Source organism: Staphylococcus simulans (assembly GCF_003043455.1).
Classification (GTDB): domain Bacteria; phylum Bacillota; class Bacilli; order Staphylococcales; family Staphylococcaceae; genus Staphylococcus; species Staphylococcus simulans_A.
Genome location: NZ_PZGG01000064.1, coordinates 1 through 11,708 on the forward strand (window position 1 = coordinate 1; position 11,708 = coordinate 11,708).

The 11,708-nt window shown below is 35.7% G+C and carries 11 protein-coding genes, 1 rRNA gene and 1 pseudogene; 11 read left to right on the forward strand and 2 right to left on the reverse strand.

All coding sequences use genetic code 11. The features are described 5' to 3' along the window. Positions 1–7: 7 nt before the first annotated feature. From rrf to lip, 11 genes are all read left to right on the forward strand, one after another. A 5S ribosomal RNA gene (gene rrf, locus BU038_RS10200) occupies positions 8–122 on the forward strand. Between the two features lie 150 nt (positions 123–272). After that, positions 273–1,610 carry a lysine decarboxylase gene (locus BU038_RS10205; protein WP_107605954.1) on the forward strand — a complete coding sequence of 446 codons (1,338 nt, stop codon included), beginning with the start codon at positions 273–275 and terminating at the stop codon, positions 1,608–1,610. Position 1,611: 1 nt separating this feature from the next. Beyond that, a complete protein-coding gene (gene tmk / locus BU038_RS10210) occupies positions 1,612–2,232 on the forward strand; it encodes a dTMP kinase (RefSeq protein WP_107605955.1) in 621 nt (206 codons plus the stop codon). A 209-nt stretch (positions 2,233–2,441) separates the two neighbouring features. After that, positions 2,442–2,771, forward strand: coding sequence for a cyclic-di-AMP receptor (locus tag BU038_RS10215; protein ID WP_002481885.1), 330 nt, complete (start codon positions 2,442–2,444; stop codon positions 2,769–2,771). A 153-nt stretch (positions 2,772–2,924) separates the two neighbouring features. Beyond that, the gene (locus BU038_RS10220; protein WP_023016293.1) at positions 2,925–3,851 is read left to right on the forward strand and encodes a DNA polymerase III subunit delta' C-terminal domain-containing protein; all 927 of its coding nucleotides are present in this window, start codon (positions 2,925–2,927) and stop codon (positions 3,849–3,851) included. Continuing rightward, positions 3,852–4,658, forward strand: coding sequence for a PSP1 domain-containing protein (locus BU038_RS10225; RefSeq protein ID WP_107605956.1), 807 nt, complete (start codon positions 3,852–3,854; stop codon positions 4,656–4,658). A 16-nt stretch (positions 4,659–4,674) separates the two neighbouring features. After that, a complete protein-coding gene (gene yabA / locus BU038_RS10230) occupies positions 4,675–5,046 on the forward strand; it encodes a DNA replication initiation control protein YabA (protein ID WP_002481888.1) in 372 nt (123 codons plus the stop codon). Between the two features lie 111 nt (positions 5,047–5,157). After that, positions 5,158–5,886 carry a tRNA1(Val) (adenine(37)-N6)-methyltransferase gene (locus BU038_RS10235; protein ID WP_107605957.1) on the forward strand — a complete coding sequence of 243 codons (729 nt, stop codon included), beginning with the start codon at positions 5,158–5,160 and terminating at the stop codon, positions 5,884–5,886. Then, positions 5,876–6,133 (forward strand): GIY-YIG nuclease family protein, encoded by a 258-nt coding sequence (locus BU038_RS10240; RefSeq protein ID WP_023016290.1) that lies wholly within the window; start codon positions 5,876–5,878, stop codon positions 6,131–6,133. The genes BU038_RS10235 and BU038_RS10240 overlap by 11 nt, the downstream gene beginning before the upstream one ends. Position 6,134: 1 nt before the next feature. After that, positions 6,135–6,971, forward strand: coding sequence for a 16S rRNA (cytidine(1402)-2'-O)-methyltransferase (gene rsmI, locus BU038_RS10245; RefSeq protein ID WP_107605958.1), 837 nt, complete (start codon positions 6,135–6,137; stop codon positions 6,969–6,971). 159 nt (positions 6,972–7,130) lie between these two features. Further along, positions 7,131–9,071, forward strand: a complete 1,941-nt coding sequence (gene lip / locus BU038_RS10250; protein WP_107605959.1) for a YSIRK-targeted triacylglycerol lipase — start codon at positions 7,131–7,133, stop codon at positions 9,069–9,071. Between the two features lie 452 nt (positions 9,072–9,523). Here lip and BU038_RS10260 read toward each other — a convergent pair whose 3' ends face one another. Continuing rightward, entirely contained in the window at positions 9,524–10,426 is a 903-nt protein-coding gene (locus BU038_RS10260; protein ID WP_107605961.1) for a DUF1672 family protein, read from the reverse strand. A gap of 54 nt (positions 10,427–10,480) precedes the next feature. Next, positions 10,481–10,813, reverse strand: a pseudogene (locus BU038_RS10265) (CHAP domain-containing protein); the annotation flags it as partial. Positions 10,814–11,708 lie beyond the last annotated feature (895 nt).

The following is an 11,708-nucleotide window of genomic DNA, read 5'->3' on the forward strand; positions in this document are numbered from 1 at the left end:
TCCATTGTCTGGCGACAATGGCAAAGAGGTCACACCTGTTCCCATGCCGAACACAGAAGTTAAGCTCTTTAGCGCCGATGGTAGTCGGACTTACGTTCCGCAAGAGTAGGACGTTGCCAGGCAAACACGAGATCCTGTAAAGGGTCTCTTTTTTTATGCCATTTTTTAATTTTTGATAATGAAACGAGAAGAATTCTTTCATTTCTCATCGTTGAAGTAGATTCAAATATGTTAAAATAAGAGTTAATTACCAAATTGAAGGTAGTGGAAAAATGAATTTGCCATTAAATCATCAGCTTAAATCTTTTCTAAAACAACAACCTATTTCTTTTCATGTACCTGGCCATAAAAACATGACAATCGGGACATTACATGAGATGGATTTAGCCATGGATATTACTGAGATTACTGATTTTGATGACTTGCATCATCCTGAAGGCATATTAAAAGAAAGTATGCATACCTTAGACAAGCATCCAGATTATGATGCCTTTTATTTAGTAAATGGCACAACTTCAGGTCTTTTATCAGTGATTCAAGCAACCGCAAAACAAGAGGCACCAATTGTGATGAGCCGTAATGTACATAAATCAGTTTTTCATGGTTTAGATTTAGCTCAAAAAGATGCAGAAATTTTACCGATGACTGTCAGTGATGTAACCCATCAATATGTAGCGCCACGCATTGAACAAAAAGAAGGTACAAATAGTCTAGCGATCGTGACATACCCTAACTATTACGGTGAATTATTCGATATTGCTTCATTTATTAATGAACAACACGCGAAGGGTACACCTGTGTTAGTAGATGAAGCGCATGGTGCACATTTTGGATTAGATGGTTTCCCTAAATCTGCACTTTCTTTCGGGGCAGATTATGTCGTACAGTCTTATCATAAAAGTTTGCCTGCATTGACTATGAGCTCTGTAATCTTCATACATAAAAATGCGCCTTATCGAGAACAAGTGAAGGAGTATTTAACTTACTTTCAATCATCAAGTCCTTCATATTTATTAATGGCAGGCTTAGAGCGCGCCCATCAATTTTATAAAACATATGAGAGTACTTATTTTTTCACACAACGTCAACGTCTACTTGATGCATTAAGCACTAAAGGATTAGAAGTTCATGAGATGGATGATCCACTTAAAATTACTTTGACATACGCAGGGTATACAGGCTATGACATCCAACAATGGTTAGAAACACAACATCTTTATGTAGAACTCGCAGATGAAATACAAGTATTGTTAGTGTTGCCGATGTGGCATAAAGGTGATCGGTTCCCATTTGAATCATTATTAGAACGGATTAAAGCATTAAAGTTACCGAAGTCGACAGACGAGGTTACAGTAAGTATTCCAAAAATGCCTAAACACTTTGGATATTATCAGCCTGTGACAATAACTAAAATGAAAAGTATCGATTTTAGTGAAGCTGCAGGTAAATTGTTAGCCCAACACATTGTACCTTACCCACCAGGTATACCGGTGTTTTATAAAGGTGAACATATTCATCATGAAATGATCGATATTATGGAAGACTGGGTAGCACAGGGAATTAGAGTAGAAGGTATAAAGCATAGAACTATAAATATTAAGGATGAATAATATGTCAGCATTTATTACATTTGAAGGACCAGAGGGTTCTGGTAAAACAACGGTCTTAAACCAAGTTTCAGAGCGTTTACAAGCACAATTTGAAGTCTTAACAACAAGAGAACCTGGCGGCGTACCCGCTGCAGAACAAATTCGAGAAATTTTATTAGAAGGCGAAGCTGTTGATGAGCGTACCGAAGCCTTATTATTTGCGGCATCACGCAGAGAACATTTAGTAGAAAAAGTCTTACCAGCGCTAAAAGCGGGAAGAGTAGTATTGTGTGACCGCTATATCGATAGTTCGCTTGCTTATCAAGGTTATGCGAGAGGTATTGGTGTAGAGGAAGTCAGAGCAATTAATGAATTTGCGATTAATGGTTTGTATCCGGATTTAACAGTGTATCTAGACATTACCGCTGAAACGGGAAGAGCACGGATTCAAAGCAATGCGCGAGACATGAATCGTTTGGATCATGAGAGTATCACATTTCATCAACGGGTCATTGAAGGGTATCATCAATTAATCGAACAAGAACCAGAGCGTTTTGCGGTCATTGACGCAAATCAATCTATTGAGGCGGTTGTTGATGCTGCTTATCAAGCAATTGTCCAACATTTGTCTAGCCAAGCATAAGCTTTAGATGATTGCTTTGGAAGTTGTTGCAAGCGTGCAGGTTCACGTAGTATAATTTGTTAAACTTTAATTACAGCAGACCTAAAAGATGAAGGTAAAATATTAATAGAAAACATCAAGAAATCAGACATCATTTTAGTTATTTTTATTTAGTTTTAAACAGGCTCTACCATCACAATATGCTATAATATTACAAAGAGGTGTTAGTTATGAAAATGGTAATTGCAATTGTTCAAGACCAAGATAGTCAAGAGTTGTCTGACCAACTCGTCAAAAATAATTTCCGAGCTACTAAACTTGCGACAACAGGTGGATTCCTACGCGCAGGAAACACAACATTCCTATGCGGTGTTGATGATGACAAAGTAGATGATTTACTAAATGTTATCAATAAAACATGTGGAAACAGAGAACAACTTGTATCACCAATTACGCCAATGGGCGGCAGTGCAGACTCTTACATTCCATATCCAGTTGAAGTAGAAGTCGGCGGCGCGACAGTATTCGTAATGCCTGTTGATGCGTTCCACAGATTTTAATGAGAAACATGACATGAATCTATGATTCGACATAATTACAGTCTATAAATAGTGGGGGTCGGGACGAGCGTGTAATCGAGATTGTATAAAGACAATCAATGATTAAACTCATGAGTTCCTGCCCTTTTTCATTATGGAAAGGTGACAAATTGAATGGATGAATTATCAAGATTGACGAATGCGTATCAATCTGGAAAGCTTTCGCACGCCTATTTGTTTGAAGGCGATGATGCACAAACGATGCAGCAAACGGCTATGGCTTTTGCGAAGTTGATACTATGCAATGACAATGAAATATGCCAAGCGAAAGTTGACGGTTTCAATCATCCTGATTTTAGATATGTCACAACAGATGAGGCAAATCTGAAAAAAGAAAAGATTGAAGCGTTAGTTCATGTGATGAATCAATTACCTGTTGAAGGCAGTCACAAAGTCTATATTATTAACGGTTTTGAGAAACTTACCGTTCAAGGTGAGAATAGTATTTTAAAGTTCTTAGAAGAACCGCCAGAAAATACGATTGCGATATTGCTGTCGACGAAACCAGAACAAATTCTCAGTACAATCCATTCGCGTTGTCAGCATGTTTATTTTAAACCGATGTCACAAGCACAACTCGTGGAACGTCTGAAAGAACAAGAGATATCTAAACCGATTGCTGAAATGTTGAGTACCTATACCTCACAAATCGAAGAAGCTCGTGCGCTGAATGAGGAGTATGATTTAGCAAATTTACGCAAAAACATTATCAATTGGTGCCAATTACTGCTGACGAATCGTGCAATGGCTTTAATTGCTTTGGTCGATTTAATGAAAGCAGCTAAAAATAAAAAGCTGCAACAACTGACATTGTCAGTCGTGAATGCATTCTTCCAAGATATTATGCACGAAAAAGCAGACATTTCAGGATACTTGGTATTCTCTGAATTAGAAACAGATATTAAACAATATGCACAACGTTTAACATATGACCAATTAACGCATATGTATGATCATATAACGGAGGCACATAAGAAATTAACACAAAATGTGAATCCAACACTCGTATTTGAACAAATCGTAATTAAGGGGGTGGGCTAAATGCTTCAAGTGATTGGCGTACAATTCCAAAAAGCTGGTAAGCTTGAGTATTATGCACCGGTTGAAGATGCTGAACTTTGTTGTGGTGACAGAGTTGTTGTAGAATCTAAACGTGGTGTAGAAGTCGGTGATGTCAAAGATGCTGCACTAAAGGTAGATGAGGAAGATGTTACATTACCTTTAAAACAAATCATTCGTGTCGCAACTGATAATGATTTAGAACAATGTGCATGCAACGAAGAAGATGCAGATGCTGCAATGGATTTCTGTAAAGCATCTGTAGAAGAATTAGGTTTAGAAATGCGTTTAGTCAATTGTGAGTACACATTAGATAAATCAAAAGTGATTTTTAACTTTACTGCGGATGATCGTATCGACTTTAGAAAGTTGGTAAAGATTTTAGCCGCAAAGTTAAGAACTCGTATTGAATTACGTCAAATCGGCGTACGTGATGAGGCTAAATTACTTGGTGGTATCGGACCTTGCGGCCGTTCACTATGTTGTTCAACGTTCTTAGGTGACTTTGAACCTGTATCGATTAAAATGGCAAAAGATCAGAACTTATCATTAAATCCTACAAAAATTTCAGGTGCTTGCGGTCGTTTAATGTGCTGCTTAAAATATGAAAATGATCAATATGAAGCTGCCAGAGAACAATTACCTGATGTAGGAACAAAAATAGATACACCTGATGGTCAAGGTACAGTGGTAGGCTTGAATATGTTAGATATTTCAATGCAAGTCAAAGTTGAAGGTTTAGAACAACCTTTAGAATACTCAGTTGATGATTTAGAAGCAATCTATTAAGGGAGGCCACAGGCTTTTGGAACGCAGAGAAATAATGGAGAGACTATTGCGTCTTGAAACCAATGTTAAACAATTGTATCAAGACACGGCGGAATTAAAGACCATCACCATGCAGCTTATAGAAGAAAATGTTGCGTTGGAAGTCGAAAATAAACATTTGAAACAATTAATCGGCCGTTCACAAGAAACAGGAACTGAATCAACAGATGTTTCAGATAAGCCTGAGCAAAAGTCTAAAGAGAAAAAGAAACCTCGTTTAAGCAGTAAGGAGAACTTAGCGATTTTATATCAAGAAGGCTTCCATATCTGTAAAGGCGATTTATTCGGTAAACATCGTAATGGTGAAGATTGCTTATTTTGTTTACAAACATTAGAAGAACAATCCTAAAATGCGGTTGTTTTAATATATCAAAAGAATGTCATATTCTATTTGAAGGCTTGAATGAGAACCTGAAGAGGTTCTCATTTATACATATTTAATCAAAAATTGGAGAAAATCATGTTGAAAGAAAATGAACGTTTAGATTGTCTATTAAAAGAACAGTTAGAAATAATTCAAAATGATGAAGTCTTTTCCTTTTCGACGGATGCTTTATTATTAGGCCATTTTACCCAGCTTAGAAAACGCGACAAAGTAATGGATTTATGTTCAGGTAATGGCGTCATTCCTTTATTACTTTCAGACAAAGGAAATCACATGATAGATGCGATTGAAATCCAACCACAATTGGTGGATATGGCTGAGCGCAGTATTCGTCATAACCATTTAGAAGCACGTATTCAAATGTATGAAATGGATTTAAGACATGTTCAACAACACTTTCAACCTTCAAGTTATAACGTTGTCACATGTAATCCGCCGTATTTCAAAACCATTCAAACGCATCAACATCAAAAAGAAGCACATAAAATTGCGCGTCATGAAGTAATGTGTACACTGGCTGATTGTGTGAATGCCGCAAAGCACTTATTGAAACAAGGCGGTCGTTTTGTCATAGTACATCGTGCAGAACGTTTAATGGATATATTATTTGAATTCAGACAACACCGTATTGAACCGAAAAAGCTGACAATGGTTTATAGTAAACCTGGTAAAGCAGCGCATGCGATTCTTGTAGAAGGACGTAAAGACGGCAAACCTGGTTTGGATATTGCGCCGCCATTTTATATGTATACAGCAGATGGCCAATATACTAAAGAAATGAGTGCGATTTATTATGGCAATTGAACATTATATTTATATCGTACGATGTAAAGACGGCACATTATATACTGGGTATACTAATAACGTTCAAGCAAGAATCGAAAAGCACAATGCGGGTAAAGGTGCCAAGTATACTAAAACAAGGCGTCCCGTTGTTTTACTTTATCAAGAAGGTTATGAAACAAAGTCAGAAGCGATGAAACGTGAGTATGAAATTAAAACATTCACGAGAACACAAAAATTACAGCTCATTGAAAGGGGCAAGCAATAACATGGGAACACTTTATTTAGTCGGAACACCCATCGGAAATTTAGCAGATATCACATTTCGTGCAGTAGACACTTTAAAATCTGTCGATATGATTGCCTGTGAAGATACACGTGTCACTAAGAAATTATGTCATCATTATGAGATTGAGACACCTTTAAAATCTTATCATGAACATAATAAAGAAACGCAGACTGAACCTTTAATTGAACTTTTATTAGAAGGGCACAATATCGCATTAGTCTCTGATGCCGGCTTACCGTTAATCAGTGATCCGGGTTATGAATTAGTGGTATGTGCGCGTGAAGCAGGTATTGATGTGGTGCCGATTCCTGGACCGAATGCAGGGTTGACTGCGTTGATGGGAAGCGGATTACCTTCGTTTGTGTATACATTTGTCGGGTTCTTACCGAGAAAAGCTAAAGATAAAAAAACAGTACTTGAACAGCGTATGTTTGAAGCTTCTACTGTAATTATTTATGAAAGTCCGTTTCGTGTGGCAGATACGCTAAAAGCTATAGCGGAAATTGATGAAACACGACCAGTCGCTTTAGGTCGAGAATTAACTAAGAAGTTTGAAGAGATTCAGACGGCACCGGTTAAAACATTGGTAGAAGCGGTCACAAATAGTGACATTCCGATTAAAGGTGAATTTGTTATCTTAATAGAGGGTGCAGCACCAAAAGAAGAGACAGAATGGTTCAGTGAGTTGGATATTCATGAACATGTTGAACATTATATCCGTCAAAATATGAAACCGAAAAAGGCGATTAAACAAGTCGCTGAAGACCGTCAGATGAAAACAGGAGAAGTTTACGATATTTACCATCAGACAAAATAAAAATGATGTAAAAGAAATATAACAAATAAGAAAATTAACACTGAGTGACACAGAAATGTGTTATTTTAAAGTAGTACAGTTAATTATTCATCTATATTATGGGAGCACGTTATTATTTTTCTTTAGTGAAGGACACCACTAGAATAGGAGCAATTCAAAATGAAGAAAAATAATCAAACACACCTTCACTATGCGATAAGAAAGTTTACAGTCGGAGCTGGATCAACACTTATCGCATCCTTTATATTTATGGGTTTAAGCACGTCAGCACAAGCGGAAGAATCCTCACAAACACACCACGAAACACAGGTAGAAGCGGAACATACACAAAATGATGAACAACCGTTACCATCAGAAGATATAACAACAGCACAACAGGTTGAAACACAACCAGATTTTTCTACAAAACGTTCTGAAACACAAACAAATCATGTGAATATATCATCTTCAGAAAAGAATACACAGGAACAAGATACTATGAACCTTGAACAAGAAGCTTCTTCATCTCAGATTCATGAAGGATCACAAACAAATCAAGAGAAACCTAGTCATAGTGAAGCACTACAACTAAAACAGTACGAACAACCAGTACAAGTAGATGATGATTCTGTGACAAGCTATGAAGCACAAAAGGTTACAGAAGATGTCATCCAACAAGTAGAAGCACCTGAAAATAAAAATGAAGAGATTAAAAATACAGAAACGTTTTCTAAAACGTCCTCAACTTCTGAAGAAGAAATAGCGCAGACGCATGTTTCGTCAGAAGTAGAACCGAAAACCGCTACTGCGCCAGAAATCAAATCAACTCTCATATCACAAGAGGATAATGAGAAAACTGAAGCGACACCAAAAGAAGAAGCAGCCAAAACAGAAGAAACTCAAACAAAAACAACGCAACGTACAGTCCAACAAGCACCTGTTCCACATAAAGAAAGTTTAAAAACTAATAAAGAACAACAAGCGATTAATCAATATCCAGTTATATTTGTACATGGATTTATGGGCTTTACAGGTGAAATAAAACCAGACTTATATCCTAATTATTGGGGTGGAGATAAGTATCGTGTGATAGATGGACTGCGTGAAAAAGGATACGAAGCTTATGAAGCGAGTGTAGGTGCTTTCAGCAGTAATTATGATCGCGCAATAGAGTTATATTATTATATTAAAGGCGGCACAGTAGATTATGGCGCGGCGCATGCGGAGAAATATGGACATTCTCGATATGGCAGAACTTATGCAGGGGTCTTTCATGAATGGGCGCCTGGCAAAAAGGTGCATATGGTCGGCCACAGTATGGGTGGACAAACAATCCGCCTTTTAGAACGTTTTTTACGCTTTGGTAATCAAGAAGAAATAGATTACCAACGTCAACATGGTGGAACAATCTCCTCTTTATTTGAAGGAGGGAAAGACCATATGATTGCCTCTATTACAACTTTAGGCACACCGCATAACGGTTCAGCCGCAGCGGATCGTATCGGTAATGAAAAAGCCTTTAAAGATATCGTTTATGCGTTAGGACGTATGGGCGGAGGCAAACTCGCAAATATCGATTTTGGCTTTGAAAAATGGGGATTCAAACAAAGAGAAAATGAATCTTATATTGAATACGCACAACGTGTTGCGCAAAGTAAACTTTGGGATACTGATGATAATGCGATGTATGATTTAACATCAGAAGGCTCAGAAAAATTAAATCGAATGACACCGATGAACCCTAACATTGTTTATACAACTTATACAGGTTTGGCGAGTCATGAAGGTTTAACGGGAAATCATATCCCTGATATTGGACAATTCTTCCTTTTTGATTCAACGAGTCGTGTCATTGGAAGTGAGGAGAACCAAGCATTGCGTCCAAATGACGGTATCGTTTCTGTGGTCTCTTCACTCTATCCAACAGGGCAAGCTTTCACCGAATTTACAGACGGCTTGAAAAAAGGCATCTGGCAAGTGACACCAGTCATGAAAGGTTGGGATCATTTAGATTTTGTCGGTCTAGATGCTTTAGACTTTAAACACACAGGCCAAGAATTACAAGGCTTTTACGCAGGTTTGATTAATCATATGATGCGTATAGAAGAATTAGATATCTAAACAATAACGCACCGTTATCCAAGTGATTTCGGTGCGTTATTAATATTTATTTATTAAAATGAACATTATCAAAGTATTTATTTTGTTCAGTAATTTTATTATTTACTTTCATATACTCCATAAGAAGTTCTAGTATTTCCATTTTGTGTACCTTCGTAAGTGGTAATTTCATAACTTGTATAGGTTAATGTATATTTTACCTTCTCTAGCCAGTCATTAGCTAAAAAAGTCTTAAAGGGTTGTTTGGATTTAGCTTTTCAGTGTTATTTGTACCTTGAAAAGCAATGAATTGTTGACCAGTTCCTTTGTCTTTATATAATAATTCAAATGTAACTGCATTGAGGCTGCCATTCTTATTTGAATATTTTTCATTAACATTTATTAGAGTTTTACTATTCATATCTTGATATACTCAATAGCTACTTAATTCAATTTTATCGCGTTCTGTAATTTCATTCATTATTTATACTCCATTCAACTCTATGATTATAATTTTGGTTATATCTTGCAGAGTTAGTATTGATTATTTGATCTGTAGCTAATATATTTACTTGAATTTCTTTAGGTATAGATTTCTCAATATCATTAGATATTTCTACTACTTTCTTTGACATAGATTTTCTATTATAGCTTTTATCACGAGAGAATAAGTTAGTGACGATTTCAAATTTAGGTTGATTATGTAGTGATGTTTGAACGCTGTAATATTTATTTTTGAATGTTTTTCCATTCTCAGTAATCAAAGGATAAAGTTTTTCATGATAATCTGTTAATGTCATAGGATCTCCACTAATCCAAAAAAATTCGTTTTGATAACCAGAATTTTGAGTTTTATTTATAGCTTCTTTAGTAAACCCGTAATAACCGTATTTTTTTTGATTATCTTTGAAGTATTGATAAAGTTCATCGTATTCTTTCTTGTTGGCTTTGTAGTCAAAGCCGCTGACTACTTTTCCAATTTGGGTAGAAAGTTCATCGCTTTCACCTTTAGCACGCATTGATCCTTTATGACCTAAAGAGTCCGATGTTAAAACAATGCTAGAATTAAACACGATGTCATGATCATCACAATGGACAAACACTTCCACACCATCTCCGCTGCCGACCACATTAGTAGCTTTAACCTTCAAACCGAAATTATCTTGAAAGAATCTTTCTCCTAATTCTGCATATTCATTATAATGTTTCTTTGCTAATTCAATGGCTTTCTTTTCAGCATGAGGTTGAAAACCTTGGCCTTTATATTCGTTTACAGGCATGGTGTCAGGGACTTTGTTTGTGAAAGAATTATTCAAATTGTTGCATCCTCCTAGTAGTAAAGTAGAAATGATAATGGTGCTGCATATCTTTTTCATAGGTCACCTCATTAATTATTTTGGTTAAATATATTTTATTAATATTGCATATTATTAATGGATATAATTATAATTTCGTGCTTCTGAAGCAGAAATAGTACGTGTAGATACGCTGTATGGTGCAATATAGTTCATTTCGGAAATAAACACACCACCATCCATATTGACGCGTTCTACATAAGCGACATGTCCCCAAACGCCTATGGGTGTTTGGAAAATAGCACCTTTTTTAGGTTGATTATTAACTATAAAACCATCAGCTTGTGCTTGGCTTGCCCAGTTTTTAGCATCTCCCCAAAATGTGCTGATAGTATTACCATCTGCTGCACGTTTATCAAATACATAGAAGGTACATTGCCTTGGTGTATATAAATTGTTTTTATTTGTTGGTGTCATTGATACTTGGTTCAGAATGTTGTGGGTATGATAGAGCATTTTGACCATAATAGTATGTAAATGAGTCATCTCAGATGTTGACTGTAAAGTTTGCATTCGAATGCTTACTTTTGATTTCTTCTAGAGTTTCAAAAGATACAACATTCCTTAAAATTAATGAGGTGGAAATGACTGGTGATATAAAAGATAATGTTAATTTTATGTTTTTCATTATTTAGAGATTCCTTTTCAAAGTTATTAAAATAAAAAGAGCGAGATAAAACAAAGTGTAAAAAAACTGTAAACGCTCTATACAAAACATGTAAAGTTTTATATGATAATTTTAAAAATACTAATTAACAAATAAAGTGTAAATAGTATTTTCTAAAACTTAAGATAGCAAATAGGGTTATGAAGTGCAATGGCTTAAATAAAATAAGTTAAGAAGAGATAAGAGCTAAATCATAATCTTGTAGTAACAATTAGATGTACTTAACCAGACTTAACACATGACAAGGTAAGTTTTCAGCAAATAGGGAATGTCAGGTTTTCAATCATTTTGAAGAAATAAATTGACAGCTATTTTAAAATTTTATTTATAACAAACGATAGGTGTAGCAACTAGCGAATCTATTGAAGCAGGTGTTGATTTGGTAGATGGAATGATAATTTAGTTTGTAGTAGAAGATAAAATATATGGTAGAAAATCACTGGATGATACCGCTGAAGGTAATAAATTTAGGAATTCTGATATATGGAAGCAAACTTAAAATAGGATTGGTTATGTAGAGAGTTCAATTGTTAAAAAATTACCAGTTGTAAAATTCGGAAAAAGATTGGGAGCTATATTTTAGTTTGTTAATATTGAAATTATTAAATAGAAAGAGGTTGTTAGATTGAATGATGC

Coding starts and splice junctions, on each gene's coding strand:
- rsmI (WP_107605958.1), top strand. CDS start 6,135: ATGGGAACACTTTATTTAGTCGGAACACCCATCGGAAATTTAGCAGAT.
- BU038_RS10240 (WP_023016290.1), top strand. CDS start 5,876: ATGGCAATTGAACATTATATTTATATCGTACGATGTAAAGACGGCACA.
- BU038_RS10220 (WP_023016293.1), top strand. CDS start 2,925: ATGGATGAATTATCAAGATTGACGAATGCGTATCAATCTGGAAAGCTT.
- tmk (WP_107605955.1), top strand. CDS start 1,612: ATGTCAGCATTTATTACATTTGAAGGACCAGAGGGTTCTGGTAAAACA.
- lip (WP_107605959.1), top strand. CDS start 7,131: ATGAAGAAAAATAATCAAACACACCTTCACTATGCGATAAGAAAGTTT.
- BU038_RS10215 (WP_002481885.1), top strand. CDS start 2,442: ATGAAAATGGTAATTGCAATTGTTCAAGACCAAGATAGTCAAGAGTTG.
- BU038_RS10260 (WP_107605961.1), bottom strand. CDS start 10,426: ATGAAAAAGATATGCAGCACCATTATCATTTCTACTTTACTACTAGGA.
- BU038_RS10205 (WP_107605954.1), top strand. CDS start 273: ATGAATTTGCCATTAAATCATCAGCTTAAATCTTTTCTAAAACAACAA.
- BU038_RS10225 (WP_107605956.1), top strand. CDS start 3,852: ATGCTTCAAGTGATTGGCGTACAATTCCAAAAAGCTGGTAAGCTTGAG.
- BU038_RS10235 (WP_107605957.1), top strand. CDS start 5,158: ATGTTGAAAGAAAATGAACGTTTAGATTGTCTATTAAAAGAACAGTTA.